Raw genomic sequence first — 15226 nt, 5'->3', positions numbered from 1 at the left:
AGGCTGATGTGTTAAAAAGGTTAGGTTAAGCCGCCTGCTCGCTCATCATGTCCTGGACAATGCCCAATCCGACGAGCCCGGCCAGATATTCCTCGATACAAGGAATGCCGGCCAGGGCTTCTCTATTAATATTTTCCTGCTCAATGATCCAGGCGGTGGAGCCTATCGAGTAAATGCTTTGCACGTCGCGCTTGATCAGTGCTTTTTTGTAGTCGTTGAGGCGTTTAACCGCGAGCAGACAGGCAAGCTGATCATCGCTGTAATTGCTGTAAGCTTCGCGCGTGTTTTTAACCAGGGCTTCCTGCAATTTGCGCGGGCGCTCCATGATTAATTTCCGCGCCGCCTGCTCGATCTGGCTTTGAGTTTGCAACGCTTCAGGCAAGTGCTTCAGCATGTCGCGAGCACAAGACCGGGCTTTCTCGAATACTGCAAAGCTGTTGACCAGTCTGAACATCAGGACCGTATCGGTCGTGCCGTAATCCGGAATCGCGCCCCCGAACAACGGTTGCGTTGTCTGGTAGGCCTCCCTGACCTGTTCAATTTGCGCGGCAGCCAGTTCCAGCGACAATTCCTCGATCATTTCCTTGCGATCCAGTGCTTGCTGCAAGTACTTGGCCGTCTGTGTCTTGTAAAGCCATAACGGCAGCGCAAATTTGAAATGAACGCGCTCGGTAGCCCAGTTATCGAGCAATCGTCTGGCTTTGCTTGAGTTGGCATAGTCGGCATGCTGCTCGAGCATATACAGAATGAATTGTTCGTGGGCGCGGGCCGTATCGGTGTCTTCAGTCAGGCGATGCAGTTCCACGGACGACTTGTCATACAGGTTTTCCAGCCGGTCTTCCGGGTCGTATTGATAAGCATTGCCGCCGGACATGCCATTGCAGAAGCCCTTGCCGAACCGGCCTAAATTCAATACGGCGCCGTTGGTCATGTATTCGCAGGCAAAATCGCCGACGCCTTCAACAACCGCCATGGCGCCAGAGTTCCTGACCGCGAAACGGTCGCCGGCCTCGCCGTTGATGAAGGCTTTACCGCCGCTGGCTCCGAATAGGGCAAAGTTGCCGATCAGCACGTTGTTGCCCGGTGTTTTGGTGCCGCCGCCTGGCGACTCGACGATCAGCGTACCGCCGCAGGCCGATTTGCCGACGCCGTCATTACAGGTGCCGGTATGTTCCATGCGCATACCGTCATTCATGAACGCGGCATAGCTCTGTCCGGCCGAGCCGTGCGTGCGGATAATCACGCTGTCCGGTGCCAGATAGCGACGGCCGTGCTGGTTGGTATAAATGATTCTGGAGGCGGCCGCCTGCTCATCGCTGAGCTCATAGGCCAACATGCGCTCGATATCGATCGCCGTCTGACCGCCAACGGTTTTGTTACGGTTGTTCAGCTTGAAATCGTCGCCTTCGATAATGAGCTGTTGTTTGTTGCCGTCAATAATATCGGCTTTAAACCGTTTGATAATGGCATCGTCAATGCTGAAGTCGGCTTCCAGGTAGATCGGTTTTTCAACTTTCACTTCGCTCACCTGAGCAAGCAGGCGCGTCAAATCCAATTGGCCGATCATGGATTCGTGATTGATCAAATGCAACAATTCGGTTTTGCCGCGTATCTCGCGCAGGCTGCGGTAGCCTAATACCGCCAGTATTTCCCTGACTTCGTGAGCCAGATTCATGAAATATTGCGCCAGTACGCGCGCATCGCCTTTAAACTCTTCATGCGCGGTGGTCAGACCGGCCGGGCATTTGATGTTGCAGTTTTTGGCCATGACGCAGCGCAGCATCATTAAAGCGGTGGTGCCGAATTCAAATGAGTCGGCACCCAAAATAGCCGACTTAACGACATCGAGCCCGCTCTGATGCGCGGCACTGCAACGCAACACGACTTTGTCGCGCAGGCCGTTGGTGGCCAATGCCTGATGCACCTCGGCAATACCGATTTCAGGTGAGCGGCCGGTGTTTTTCAGGCTGGTCACGGCCGCGGCTCCAGTGCCGCCGGTATTGCCGGCCACGTTGATCACGTCGGCCCCGGCTTTGGCGACGCCGACGGCAATCGTGCCGATACCTTCCGATGACACCAGTTTGACGCCGACTTTTACGCGCGCGGCTTTGGCATCGTGGATCAACTGCCCCAAATCCTCGATCGAGTAGGTATCATGATGCGGCGGCGGACTGACCAGCTCCACCTTGGGCGTGCCGCCTCGCAAGGCGGCAATTTCGACCGAGACTTTGGGCGCCGGTAATTGGCCGCCTTCGCCGGGTTTTGCGCCCTGGGCGATCTTGATTTCGATTTCCTGGATATTCAGGTCGGCCAGATAGCCGGCCCAGACACCGAAACGTCCAGACGCGAATTGCTTGATTTTGCTTGAACGCAGCGTGTTGAAACGGCTGGAGTGCTCGCCGCCTTCGCCGGAGTTGCTGAGCGCACCGACGATATTCGTGCCCTGGGCGACCGCTTCGTGCGCTTCCGCCAGTAGCGCGCCATGGCTCATCGCGCCGGAAGCCAGTACCGTGGTGATTTCATGGGCCGGCTGTACGTCGGCCAAGGCAAGCGGGTCGCGCGCAGGCTGGATGGATGATAAATAGCCGGCCAAAAGGCTGCCTGCATCGGCGACATTGACGGTTAATGCATCGCCAGCTACAGCCAAGCTGAACTCGGTATCGGCGAAGCGTTTTTTTAGATGCTGTGCCAGTTGATCCAGGCGCGCTTCGGATGAGTTTTCGGTAAAGCCGATGCTGAACGTCGCAGCGCCAGTTTGCGTGGCTTTCAGGCCGCGGATCAGGTAGTTGTTATTGCCATACAGATTCTGTTTGCCAAGGATGCGGTCGAAGTCGGCAACCGTTTCGGCGCTGCTGATATCGGCCGGAAAATCCATGATGTCGCGCAAGGCCGCCGGTCTGGATTCGCGCTCCAGGTACAGGTTTTTGGTAAAACTGCGATAAGCCGGGGTAATGCCGAAGGCATCGATTTGTTCCGGCGTGCGTTTTTCATAGCCGAAATCGACGTAGGCCGTATCGCTGGCCACGGGTGATTTATCCTGAGGAAGATACAGAATCTCCTCATCGGTCATATTGATATATTCCCGGACCGCGGTATTGCCGAAAGTGTGGCCTGCACCCTCCTGACGTTCCTTGAACAGGCCCAGGAACGGAATGTCTTTTTCCTCGCGCACGGCCAGGGCTTTTTGATGCCATTCCGTTGCGCTGGCGGCGATGTCGGCATAACGCGCGCCGCCGACCGAGGCATGGATGTTAGGGAAATAAGGGCTTAACTTCGGCTCGTCGGTATCGAGATAATTGGACTCGAAGAACTCCCCGCCGATATAGCTTTCCACGGTACACAGGCCGAATTTGCCCATGGTTTTCATGAGCGATTTTTCAGCCGCTTTCTGGAAGTTCTGTAATATTTTCGGCTGTTCGCTAACCGGATAATGGCTGATAACGCGGTTGTGTACGCTGACAGGGCAGATCGCTGATGCGCCGAAGCCTAAAATCGTGGCGATATCATGCGGGCTGGCCGCTTGTCCGGTTTCCGCAATTAAGGAGGAATTGAAGCGCAGACCTTGTTTAACCAGATGCTGGTTGGCGGCCGCGATCATCAGCAGTGCCGGAATGGCGGCTTTTTCCTCGCTGATATTGATGTCGCTCAGGATGATGATGCCGGTGTTTTTGCGGGCGGCTTTCTCAACCTGCTCGCAGACGTCCAGCAATGCGGCCTCCAGCGCGTCTCCGTTGCGTTTCGGATCGTTAAAATCGGGCGAATACAGCATATCCAGCGTAACAACGCTGACGGCCGATTGTTTGCGGATCTGCTCCAGTTGGGTGCGCTGCAGAATCGGCGAGTCGATGACCAGTTGTTTGCTGTATTCGTCGGAAAAGGTCGGCTTGGCGCCCAGGGCGACGCGCAAGGTCATGCCGTCGCTTTCCCGAAGCGAGTCGAGCGGCGGATTGGTCACCTGGGCAAAACGCTGGCTGAAATAGCGCGACATGCCGCCTTCGGTGCCGGACAACGCATTAGGCGCGATGCCGTAGCCCATGGCCGAGACTTTTTCCATGCCGGTTGCCAGCATGGGATCGAGCAGGAATCTGAAGCTTTCCTGGTTGAGTGAGTATGCGGTATGGCGCTGGTCTATCGTGAATACGTGTTTGTTGTCGATCTCGGACAGGCCGACCTCCGGCAGTGCCGACATATGGATGCAGCTTTTCGCCAGTAACGCCTGATAGTCTTGTTCCTGCGCCAGTCGCTCCATGACTTGGAGGCTGTTATAGGCTTCACCGGTTTCGTGATCGAAATAAAGCATGCCGCCGGCTTCGATGCGGCCGCGCTTCAGGACATCCTGAGCGGGGAAATCGATTTGACCGGCTTCGGACATGACGGCCAGGTAATCTTCGGTTTCCACTGAGCGCAGCGGACGCAGGCCAAGGCGGTCCAGGCGCGCGCCGACGCGTATGCCGTCATTGAAAATCAACGCGGCCGGTCCGTCGTTCTTTTCTTCGTACAGGCTGAAATATTCCAGCATGGCGCGCACTTGCGGCGACAATGTCGTGTCGTTTTCCCAGGCCGGCGGCATCATCGCCAGCACGGCCGTGACGATATCGAGATTGTCTTCGTTGATGCGGCGGGTCAGGGTTTGGTCGAGGCGGCCGGAGTCCGATTGTCCGCACGGAAAGACGATGTGCTTGTTGTGCTGGCGCGCGATGGCGTTTTCGCTCAAGCGGTTTTTCTTATCGGTGTTCAATTCGCCGTTGTGCGCCATGTAACGGAACGGCTGCGCCATCATCGTGGCCGGGGCCGTGTTGGTTGAAAACCGGGTATGGAAAAACAGCGTGTTGATCTCGTGGTCTTTGTCGTACAGGTCCATGAAGTATGGAATGACTTCAAAGGAGTTGAGCCGGCCTTTGTAAACCTGCGTGCGCGAACTCATCGACAACGGATAGAAGCCGTTCAGTTCGGGGCGCGAAAAGCCTTCAACTTCAATAGTCAGCAAGGTAGCCTGAATATGCTTTTCAAACTGTTCGTGCGTCGCGGTCTTCAAGTTGTCCGGGCGCCCGAATATGACCTGCTTGATAGGCAGCTGCGCCTTGACAGCCGCAGGATTGAGTACGGATTTGTCGACCGGTATGTTGCGCCATTGAATAACCGGCAGGCCGGCCTCTTTAAAATGGCGCTCGACCAGTTCTTTCGCGGTGGAATCGTAATGGTCGTGATCTTCAGGGAAAAAGAAGTTCGCCACGCCGAATTGACCCAGTTCCAGGCTGTCGATACCGGTGATCTTGCGAAAGAACTTTAGGGATAAATCAATGTTAACGCCAGCGCCGTCGCCAATTCCTTCGGCACTCATGCCGCCACGGTGGGGAATGGTGCAGAGCGCTTCGTGGGATTTAACCAACAGATCATGAGTTTGTATACTCTTTTTGTGAGTAATAAAACCCACGCCGCAGCTGTCCTGCGATAATTCAGCGTTATACAGCATTTGTTCTTTATTACCTAATCGGGGATTTTTAATCATTTTCCAGCCCGTTCTAATCATGCCGTCGAGAGGCGGCGTTTATAGTTCGTTTTTTGTTTCAATGCGTGTTAGAGTCGAATAATTAAGCATTAATTCAGGCAAGCACATCAAAGTCGCTACGAAATCTTTCAGATAAATTTCATCTGGTGAAACTTGCTAATAATACCACGATGCAGGTTGTCTGTCATTTATGTGCTAGTGTTTTGTTTTATCAGACCGTAAAAATATAGGTTGCCTTATAATTGATTGATATGAAAGAGAATTTTGATGTTGTGATCGTGGGTGGCGGTATGGTGGGCGCGGCTGTGGCTTGCAGTCTGGGTGGCAGTAGGTTGAAAGTGGCGGTTATCGAGAGTTCGCTGCCTCAGTCTTTCTCCGCCGATCAGCCGCATGATTTGAGGGTTTCGGCGCTCAGTATCGCGTCAAAAAACATTCTTGAGACCGTCGGCGCCTGGCCGGGGATTATCGGTCGCAGATTTTGCCCGTTTCGGCGCATGCGCGTTTGGGAAACGGCCGGGGATACCGAATTTCGCAGCGATGACATTGGTCACGCGGAGCTAGGCTATATCGTTGAGAATCGTGTAACGCAACTGGCTTTATTGGATCGTTTGTCTGATTTCGATAACGTCGAACTGATCTGTCCGGCTATGATTAATAAAATCCGTTATTCGGTTGCGCATCAAGGCGATCATTCCACGCTGGAATTAAGCGATGGCCGCCAGTTGTCGGCGAAAGTGCTGGTTGCCGCCGATGGCGGTCAATCAAGGGTCAGGCAGGCGGTAGGCTTGGGGGTGACGAGTTGGGATTATAAGCAGCATGCCCTGGTTATTTATATCGAGACGGATTATGGGCAACAGGATATCACCTGGCAACGTTTTGTCCCTAGCGGTCCGCAGGCCTTTTTGCCGTTAACGGGGCATTATGGTTCCATCGTCTGGTATAACTCGCCGGATGAGGTCTCGCGGTTAAAGGCATTACCTGAAGCGGAATTGATGGCGGAATTGATGACCGCTTTTCCTGACTGTCTGGGCAAGGTCAAGGGTATTCTCGGTACCGCCAGTTTCCCTTTAAAACGGCAGCATGCGCAGGATTATGTCAAGCCTGGTGTTGTGCTGGTCGGCGACGCGGCGCATATGATCAATCCTCTGGCGGGGCAGGGCGTGAACATCGGCTTGCTGGATGCGGCAACCCTGGGTGAGGTCTTGATAGAGGCCCGGAACCATGGGCAGGCTATCGACGATATAGCCGTTTTGAAACGCTACGAAAAATTGCGTCGTAATGAAAACCTGAAAATGATGACGGTAATGGATGTCTTTTACCGTGTATTTAGTAATGAGGTGTTGCCGGTCAAGTTTTTGCGTAATCTGGGCTTGGGATTGGCCGAACGTCTTGTGCCGGCAAAAAATAAGGTCATGCGTATGGCCATGGGGTTGGACGGTAATTTGCCCAAACTCGCCAGGGGGGAGCCCATTGTTTGAGCGGGCGGGATTTGTCTCTCGCATAGGGTGTGCCGGCAATGCGTCGATTGTCTTGGTGCGTTGCCTTGGGATATTAGCGTCTTTTTGCCGGATGGCGAGTTTTAAAATCTCTTTATCGGCAGTGCATTACCCTAAAATTATAAATTAATGTGATCGGGTTCATGTTTTGGTGAAAAAAATTAATTACGTCTTCGTTTCAGCTTAAGCCGGTATTTTTTTGGGCTAGAATTGCTAGCAACCAATTTGTTGAGAACCGAAGCAATGCATAAAAAATTTTATCCCAAAATTTCAAAGCAACTTTCAGCGGTTGTCGCCAACGAGGATGGTGTGCAGTTAAATGTCTTAGCGGTGGATACCAATGGCGCGGAGGTCTGTATTCAGTGTGATATGAGGCAACGCAACGTGATGACGCCGGGCGGCAGTTACGTACGCGGCGGCAGGCCGGTAGAGTGGTCCATCAGTCTGGAGTTGCCTGATGAGGATGGGAAGATATCGCCTGTCGCGGCGCGCTGCCATATTTCCTATTCACGGCGTATCTCCAGCGATCTCTGTAAGATCGGCATGCGCTATGTCGATATGGGAAGGAGTGACTACAACCGGTTGGTCCGGTTTATCGAAAAAACCCTGGCGTCAAACGATGGCTTTGCCTTTTGACCGGTATGGCGGCTATTTCAGTTACCGCCGACTTCCAGCATTTTAAGGATTTCATCGCGTATCCGTTCTTGCTTGGCCGTGTCGTGGATGGGCTGCAACCGCGAGTCGGTAATATAAAACATATCTTCGGCGCGACTGCCGATCGTGGTGATTTTCGCGCTGTGCAGATGGATGTTCTGCTGCATGAAGGCTTGGCCGATTTTGGATAGAAGGCCGGCATGGTCGGTCGTGATCAGTTCTATGATGGTGTGCCTGTTTAAAGGGTCGGTATGAAATTGAATGCTGGTCGGGATGGGGAAATGCTTGGCCTGTCTTGATTGGCGATGAATATTTTTATGGGCTTTTACTTCCCGGTGCAGCAGGTTGTGGCGCAGGGTCGTGCAGATATGGACTTCCCTGAACAGTTCATTGATGGGTTCACCTGACTGTTCCAGTACCTGGAAACTATTGAGCACATAATTATCCAGCGTGGTCATGATTCTGGCGTCCAGAATCGTAAGCCCTAGCTGGTCCAGGGTGGCCGTGCTGATGGAAAAAACAGCCTCTTCATTTTGGGTATAAATAAACACTTCGGCGCTGCCCCGCTGGGTTTGAGGGCGCAGCAGAACCAGGGGCAGGTCGTCCTCGCTGGAAGAGGCGATGGCGATCGTGTGCCAGGCTATTTCATCAGCCGAATATCTGAGGAAGTAATCATCGCTGGCATGTTGCCAGGACTTGTGAATCGCCGGTTCTGATATGCCAAGCTTGAGTAGTTCGTCTTCCGCTTCTTTTTTGTTTTCGAGTATCCGGTCCTCCAGCGCTACCGGATTCTCCAGGCCTCTGTGCAGGGCGCTGTGCGTGACCGAGTAAAGCTCTTGCAGTAAGGCGTCTTTCCAGGAATTCCACAGTTCCGGATTGGTGGCGCGAATATCGGCCACGGTCAGTAAATACAGATAATTCAGGTATTCGATGCTGCCTACTTGCTGGGCGAATTCATGGATGACATCGGGGTCGCCGATGTCTTTGCGTTGGGCGGTCATCGACATGATCAGGTGGTTGCGGACCAGCCAGGTGATTAGCTTGGTGTCGTGCGGCGACAGGTCGTGCTGAACGCAGAAGCGTTTGGCGATTTCCTCGCCTATCGTGGAATGGTCGCCGTTTCGGCCTTTGGCAATGTCGTGAAACAGGGCGGCAATATATAGAATCTCCGGTTTGGCGATCAGGAGAAAAATATCATTGCAAAAAGGCAGTTCATTAATATGTTTTTCCAGTGCAAACCGGCGCAGGTTGCCGATTACGAAAATCGTATGTTCATCCACGGTATAGATATGGAATAAATCATATTGCATGCGCGCGACGATATTGGCGAAGCCGGGTATATAGGCGGCCAGCACGCCGTAACGGTTCATGCGCCTTAGTTGGTGGGTAATGCCTCGCGGTTGACGAAATATTTCCATGAACAGGCGGTTGGCCGTTTTATTCTGGCGGAACCCGTCGTCGATCAGGTACAGGTTCTTGCGGATCAGGCGAATGGTCGTGGCTCTGATTCCTTTGAGCGAGGAGTTTTGTTGCAGGATTAAAAAGATTTCCAGTAAAGCGGTCGGTTCCTGCTCGAAAATGCTGTCCTCGGTTGCTTCAAGATAGCCATTGATAACGGAAAATTTAGCGTTAAAAGGCAATGGTCTGTAGACGCCTTCGCCGCAGACGAAGCGTTCGTTGAATAGTTGCAGCAGCATTTCATTAAGGCGCTCGAGTCCGAGTACCGTTTTAAAATAAAACTGCATAAACTGCTCGACGTCCTGATTGTAAGCCTGGTCCTCCGTGCTGAAACCGAATTGCTCGGCAAGATCGCGCTGGTAATCAAAAATCAGCCGGTCCTCGGCTCGATTGGTCAGCAGGTGCAGCGCATAGCGAATGCGCCAGAGCACGTCCAGGGCTGAAACCAATTGCAAATATTCCGATTCCGGCAGAAAGCCGTATTTGATCAGTTCCTTGAGCGTGGAGGAATTGTAATGGCGTTTGAATACCCAAGCGATAATCTGCATGTCGCGCAGTCCGCCCGGGCCTTCCTTGATATTGGGTTCCAGATTGTAGGCAGTGCAGTGGAATTTGGCGTATCGCTGCCGCTGTTCTTCCATTTTGGCAATAAAAAACTGATCGGAAGGCCAGATTTTATCTGGCGTGGTAGCCTGTTTAAGTGTTTCATAAAGCGCGGTGTTGCCGGTGATCAGGCGCATTTCCATCAGGCTGGTCATAATTGTCTGATCGTCTTGCGCGGCTTTGATGCATTCCTCGATAGTGCGCACGCTTTGCCCGGGCTTTAGTCCGATATCCCATAGGAATATGGAAAAATTCGTCAATGATTCCTGGTAAGGGGTGGTGTCGTTGGAATCAAGCAAGATAACGATATCGATATCGGAATAGGGAAACAATTCCCTGCGGCCATAGCCCCCCACGGCAATCAGGCTCAGCGATTGGGCGTGATCACCGAGATAGTGTTGCCAGCAGCGGCTCAGGATTTCATCGATGAAATCGGACTTTTCCTCAAGTAGTCCGGAAACCGAGCTGTGCGGATCGAATTTTTGCCGCAGGTCGTCGTCTTTCTGCTTCAGTAGTTGTTTGTATTGCAGCAAGCTGTCTTTTCCGGCGAGGGTCGCAGGCTTGGGGGAACTCAAGTCGATCACATTTCTTCCTGGCGCAGGGTTAGGATTTCATAACCGTCGGCCTTGACAAGAATAGTATGTTCCCACTGAGCGGACAGGGTCCGGTCCTTGGTGACCGCGGTCCAGCCGTCGGCCAATACTTTGACATGGCGCTTGCCGAGGTTAAGCATGGGTTCGATGGTTAAAATCATGCCGGCTTTCAGCACTTCACCGGTGCCGGCTTTGCCATAGTGCAGAACCTGGGGTTCTTCGTGGAATTTCTTGCCGATGCCATGGCCGCAAAATTCCCTGACCACGGAGTATCGGTTGGCCTCGGCATGCTTCTGTATGGCGTGGCCGATATCGCCCAGGGTGGCTCCGGGTTTGACTTGTTCGATGCCGAGGAACATGGCTTCGCGGGTGACGTTGACCAGTCTCTTGGCGTGCGGGCTGACTTCTCCTACGCAGAACATTTTGCTGGTATCCCCATGGTACTCATCTTTAATAACCGTAATATCGATATTGACGATGTCGCCCGATTTAAGTTTCTTTTCACTGGGGATGCCATGGCAGACCTGATGATTGATGGAGGTGCATATGGATTTGGGAAAACCGTGATAATTAAGCGGCGCCGGTATGGCCTTCTGCACGTTGACAATATAATCATGGCAGATTTTATCGAGTTGATCAGTGGTAACTCCCGGAACCACATGGGGCGCAATCATTTCCAAAACTTCGGCGGCCAGTCTTCCGGCGATACGCATTTTTTCGATTTCATTTTCGGTTTTGATGATTATGCTCATGGAGATTCTTACTTGTTTAGGGTTATTTGTGACGGATGACAGGCGCGACAAGATAACTGTCTGGTTTTGAAAGTTGGTCAGTATATGACATGGGACAGAGTTTAACAGAGATTATCTTGTTGTAAAAAACTAATTATGGTATAAAGCTAAGTTCATTTTTGTATTAATACTCACGCTTATCGTCACGTCTGGCAGGGTGCTGGCCTGATTTATCGGACTGGTTTCCAGGCGGGATAGGTGGAGGCGTAACCCAGCTCGGACAAGCGTCCGATTTTTAATCTTAGGAGAAATTAATGGCAGCAGTATCCATGCGTCAAATGCTTGAGGCGGGTGTTCATTTTGGACACCAAACCCGTTACTGGAACCCGAAAATGGCTAACTACCTGTTCGGCGCGCGTAACAAAATCCATATCATCGATTTGGAAAAAACGCTTCCGTTGTTTAATGATGCAATGAATTATCTGGGTCAAATGTCGGCAAACAAAGGTACCATCCTGTTTGTCGGTACTAAAAAAGCAGCACGCAAAGTGGTTGCGGAAGAAGCGAAACGTTGTGGCATGCCTTATGTCAATCATCGCTGGTTAGGCGGCATGCTGACCAACTTCAAAACCATCAAGAAATCAATCAATCGTCTTAAAGAACTGGAAGCCATGAAAGCTGACGGCACGCTTTATCAACGATTCAGCAAGAAAGAAGCGCTGGGCATGGAGCGCGAACTCGAAAAACTCGAGCGCAGCCTGGGCGGCATTAAAGATATGAAAGGCATTCCTGATGTGATTTTCGTACTGGATGTCGGGTATGAGAAAAATGCGATCAGCGAAGCGAAGAAATTAGGCATTCCGGTAGTCGGCGTTGTTGACTCCAACAACTCTCCGGAAAGAATCGATTACGTTATTCCGGGTAATGACGACTCAATTCGAGCGGTTTCATTATATTGTCAAAGTGTTTCCGCGGCTGTAATGGAAGCTAAATCGGCAAGTCTGGAACTGTCGGCAAAAACCGATGACTTCGTTGAAGAATCCGCGGCAACAGAATAATTTGCGCCCTTGATTTTTAGCAGGCAGGGTCCTGTGAGGAGTTAGGGTTTAGATCAAGAAAAAACGCCTCCTCACGGGGGCGTTTTTATAGTACGAACAGTGAGGAAAAAAGAATGAGTATTACTGCAGCAATGGTTAAGGAACTGCGTGAAAGAACCGGTTCCGGCATGATGGAATGCAAAAAAGCGCTGGTTGAGACCAATGGCGACCTGGAACTGGCTATTGAAAACATGCGTAAATCCGGCCTGGCCAAAGCCGATAAAAAATCAGGCCGTACTGCCGCCGAAGGCGTTATCGGCGCTAAAATCAGCGATGATGCGAAAACAGCGGTGATCGTCGATATTAACTGTGAAACTGATTTTGTTGCCAAGGGTGATGATTTCGTTGCTTTCGTTAATAATGTAACGGCTGCTTTGCTGGTTTCAGATATTGACACAGAAGAGCAATTACTGGCTATGAAATTGGCCGACGGCAATACCGTTGATGATGTCCGTCGTGGTCTGATTGCAAAACTGGGCGAGAATATTACTATTAGACGTTTTGCAAAGTACCATACCGCGGAAGGCGGCACCGCCTGCTATCTGCATGGCAGCAAAATCGGCGTTATCGTCGAATTGGCCAAAGCGGACAGCGAGCTGGGCAAGGATATCGCGATGCACATTGCCGCGAGCAAGCCTGAATGTGTTTCCGAAGATCAAGTTCCCGCGGAACTGATTGAGAAAGAGAAGGAAATCTTCTCGGCGCAAGCGGCGGAAAGCGGAAAGCCTGCGGAAATTATCGAGAAAATGATTGCCGGCCGGATCAGCAAGTTCCTGGCCGAAATTACCTTGCTGGGTCAACCTTTTGTTAAAGACGACAAAATCAGCGTCGGCAAACTGGTGGCTTCAAAAGGTAACAGTGTTGTTCGTTTCACACGCTATGAAGTGGGCGAGGGCATTGAAAAGAAAGAAGAAAACTTTGCCGAAGAGGTTATGGCTCAAGTTAGAGGCAGTTAAGAAAACTCCCCGGCCGCCGGCCGGGGAACCTTGTGCTAATGAATACCGGTCCCCGATTGAATATGACTAAGCTGATTTGCCAGAGAATTTTACTTAAGTTAAGCGGTGAGGCTCTAATGAGTGAGGCAGGTGGCAGTATCGATTCCGATATTGTTAAACGTCTCGCCATGGAAATTAAAGATTTATGTGATGTGGGTATCCAGATCGGACTGGTTATCGGTGGCGGTAATATCCTGCGTGGTGCGGAAAAAGCCTCGGAAGGTCTGGATCGCGTAACCAGTGACCAGATGGGCATGCTGGCCACGGTCATCAATGCCTTGGCCATGCAGGACGCGCTGGAACATTTAGGCCTGCAGGTCAGGGTGATGTCCGCCCTGAAAATCAATCAGGTGTGCGAAGATTACATACGGCGTCGTGCCGTCAGGCATCTGGAAAAAGGTCGCGTAGTCATTTTCGCGGCCGGAACGGGCAATCCTTTTTTTACAACCGATTCGGCAGCCAGTCTTAGAGCGATTGAAATCAATGCAGAGTTGATGATTAAAGCGACGAAGGTCAAGGGTGTCTATTCGGCGGACCCCGAAAAAGTAAAGGATGCAGTATTTTATTCACGATTGACTTATGATGAGGCGCTGGATCAACGTTTGAATGTCATGGATGCAACCGCACTGGTATTATGCAGGGACAATAATTTACCCATGCGGGTCATGAATATTTTTGAGAAAGGCGCGGTAATGAAACTGATGATGGGCGAAGAGATCGGCTCCCTTATTCAACGAGGAACACATAATGATTAGTGATATCCACCAAAGTGCTGCCACCCGCATGGGCAAAAGCATAGAAGCGTTAAAACATGAATTTTCAAAAATAAGAACGGGCAGGGCGCATCCGAGCTTATTGGATCAAATAACTGTTTCCTACTACGGTACTGAATCGTCGCTGTCGCAGGTGGCCAATGTGGCTGTTGAAGATGCGCGTACTTTGACCATTACCCCGTGGGAGAAGGGCATGGTACAGGCGATCGAAAAAGCGATTATGAAGTCGGATCTGGGATTGAATCCGGCTACCAACGGCATGACTATCCGCATTCCATTGCCGCCGCTGACTGAAGAGCGTCGCCGCGATCTGGTGAAGGTGGTCAGGCATGAGGCAGAGAATGGCCGTGTGGCGATCAGAAATATTCGCCGCGATGCCAACTCGGAAATAAAGGAGGCGTTGAAGGAAAAAATGATTTCCGAGGACGAAGCACGTGCTGCCGAGGAAAAAATCCAGAAATTGACCGATCAATATGTCAAGGAAGTGGAGAAATTATTGGAAGCCAAAGAGGCGGATCTGCTGTCAATTTAACTGAGATTTAACAATGTCAGATGATGATTCCATCAGTTTAGAATCAGATAATAACAAGCCGCGCCATATTGCCATTATCATGGATGGAAATGGCCGCTGGGCGCAAAAACGTTTTATGCCGCGCCCGATGGGGCATCAGGCCGGGGTCAAAGCTGTCAGAAAGGTTGTCGAATACTGCGCAAAGCAGGAGATCGAGGTCTTGTCATTGTTCGCTTTTAGCAGTGAGAACTGGCGACGTCCGCAGGAAGAGGTCTCCATGTTGATGAGCTTGTTTATCACAACCTTGCAACGAGAAATCGACAAACTGCACCGTAACGATATCCGCTTGCGATTTATCGGCGACAGGACGGCGTTTCCAGATAAATTACAGGCTAAGATTGCCGAAGGAGAGGCGAGGACAAAGGATAACAAGGGCTTAACCCTTGTTGTGGCGGCAAATTATGGAGGTCGCTGGGATATGTGTCAGGCTTTCCGGAAAATCGCTGAAAAAATGGCGGCCGGAGAGTTGGAAAACCAGGAAATCAGTGAAAAGTTGATCGAACGGTATTTATCCACCGCTGACCTGCCCGAGCCCGACCTGTTCATCAGAACAGGCGGCGAGCAACGCGTGAGTAATTTTCTGCTCTGGCAATTAGCCTATACAGAGCTGTACTTTACATCAACGCTCTGGCCGGATTTCGACCAGAATTCAATTGAAGACGCTATTAAGAGCTTTAAAAGCCGGCAGCGGCGCTTTGGCCATACCGGAGAGCAGGTGCTTAATAAAGCTGTCACCCTCTAAAACC

General features: G+C 51.5%; 10 protein-coding genes. 7 read left to right on the top strand and 3 right to left on the bottom strand.

Annotated elements, in window-relative coordinates:
• Window positions 1-25 precede the first annotated feature (25 nt).
• Window positions 26-5509: a glutamate synthase-related protein gene (locus EK22_RS05680; RefSeq protein WP_036248971.1), complete on the bottom strand. Its 5484-nt coding sequence runs from the start codon at window positions 5507-5509 to the stop codon at window positions 26-28.
• A 251-nt stretch (window positions 5510-5760) separates the two neighbouring features.
• On the opposite strand from EK22_RS05680, the gene EK22_RS05675 reads away from it, so the two are divergent.
• On the top strand, window positions 5761-6987 hold the full coding sequence (locus EK22_RS05675) for an FAD-dependent monooxygenase (RefSeq protein WP_020157889.1): 1227 nt from the start codon (window positions 5761-5763) through the stop codon (window positions 6985-6987).
• 261 nt (window positions 6988-7248) lie between these two features.
• Window positions 7249-7641, top strand: a complete 393-nt coding sequence (locus tag EK22_RS05670) for a hypothetical protein (protein ID WP_036248863.1) — start codon at window positions 7249-7251, stop codon at window positions 7639-7641.
• A 17-nt stretch (window positions 7642-7658) separates the two neighbouring features.
• Here the strand turns inward: EK22_RS05670 and glnD are convergent, their stop codons facing one another.
• Together glnD and map are read right to left on the bottom strand one after the other, a co-directional pair.
• Window positions 7659-10304, bottom strand: coding sequence for a [protein-PII] uridylyltransferase (gene glnD / locus EK22_RS05665; RefSeq protein ID WP_020157887.1), 2646 nt, complete (start codon window positions 10302-10304; stop codon window positions 7659-7661).
• Window positions 10301-11065 carry a type I methionyl aminopeptidase gene (gene map / locus EK22_RS05660; protein WP_036248860.1) on the bottom strand — a complete coding sequence of 255 codons (765 nt, stop codon included), beginning with the start codon at window positions 11063-11065 and terminating at the stop codon, window positions 10301-10303. Before map ends, glnD begins: the two co-directional genes overlap by 4 nt.
• A 293-nt stretch (window positions 11066-11358) precedes the next feature.
• Here map and rpsB point away from each other — a divergent pair, with 293 nt between their 5' ends.
• The 5 genes from rpsB to EK22_RS05635 all read left to right on the top strand — a co-directional run bounded on the left by rpsB (window position 11359) and on the right by EK22_RS05635 (window position 15222).
• The gene (gene rpsB, locus EK22_RS05655) at window positions 11359-12102 is read left to right on the top strand and encodes a 30S ribosomal protein S2 (RefSeq protein ID WP_027147035.1); all 744 of its coding nucleotides are present in this window, start codon (window positions 11359-11361) and stop codon (window positions 12100-12102) included.
• 113 nt (window positions 12103-12215) lie between these two features.
• Complete coding sequence (gene tsf / locus EK22_RS05650) at window positions 12216-13097, top strand: translation elongation factor Ts (protein ID WP_027147034.1); 882 nt, start codon at window positions 12216-12218, stop codon at window positions 13095-13097.
• A 62-nt stretch (window positions 13098-13159) separates the two neighbouring features.
• Window positions 13160-13891 carry a UMP kinase gene (gene pyrH, locus EK22_RS05645; protein WP_027147033.1) on the top strand — a complete coding sequence of 244 codons (732 nt, stop codon included), beginning with the start codon at window positions 13160-13162 and terminating at the stop codon, window positions 13889-13891.
• Window positions 13884-14441, top strand: a complete 558-nt coding sequence (frr, locus tag EK22_RS05640; protein ID WP_020157882.1) for a ribosome recycling factor — start codon at window positions 13884-13886, stop codon at window positions 14439-14441. Before pyrH ends, frr begins: the two co-directional genes overlap by 8 nt.
• Window positions 14442-14454: 13 nt before the next feature.
• Window positions 14455-15222: an isoprenyl transferase gene (locus EK22_RS05635; protein WP_020157881.1), complete on the top strand. Its 768-nt coding sequence runs from the start codon at window positions 14455-14457 to the stop codon at window positions 15220-15222.
• Window positions 15223-15226: the final 4 nt, after the last annotated feature.

This window comes from Methylobacter sp. BBA5.1 (assembly GCF_000746145.1).
Classification (GTDB): Bacteria; Pseudomonadota; Gammaproteobacteria; order Methylococcales; family Methylomonadaceae; genus Methylobacter; species Methylobacter marinus.
Note: the sequence above shows the minus strand (reverse complement) of the source record. Positions and strands in the feature narration are given on the sequence as shown.

What these genes read in the sequence shown, in the direction of transcription:
- EK22_RS05680 (WP_036248971.1), bottom strand. Translation starts at nt 5,509, where the DNA reads ATGATTAAAAATCCCCGATTAGGTAATAAAGAACAAATGCTGTATAAC.
- EK22_RS05670 (WP_036248863.1), top strand. Translation starts at nt 7,249, where the DNA reads ATGCATAAAAAATTTTATCCCAAAATTTCAAAGCAACTTTCAGCGGTT.
- frr (WP_020157882.1), top strand. Translation starts at nt 13,884, where the DNA reads ATGATTAGTGATATCCACCAAAGTGCTGCCACCCGCATGGGCAAAAGC.
- pyrH (WP_027147033.1), top strand. Translation starts at nt 13,160, where the DNA reads ATGACTAAGCTGATTTGCCAGAGAATTTTACTTAAGTTAAGCGGTGAG.
- map (WP_036248860.1), bottom strand. Translation starts at nt 11,065, where the DNA reads ATGAGCATAATCATCAAAACCGAAAATGAAATCGAAAAAATGCGTATC.
- EK22_RS05675 (WP_020157889.1), top strand. Translation starts at nt 5,761, where the DNA reads ATGAAAGAGAATTTTGATGTTGTGATCGTGGGTGGCGGTATGGTGGGC.
- tsf (WP_027147034.1), top strand. Translation starts at nt 12,216, where the DNA reads ATGAGTATTACTGCAGCAATGGTTAAGGAACTGCGTGAAAGAACCGGT.
- rpsB (WP_027147035.1), top strand. Translation starts at nt 11,359, where the DNA reads ATGGCAGCAGTATCCATGCGTCAAATGCTTGAGGCGGGTGTTCATTTT.
- EK22_RS05635 (WP_020157881.1), top strand. Translation starts at nt 14,455, where the DNA reads ATGTCAGATGATGATTCCATCAGTTTAGAATCAGATAATAACAAGCCG.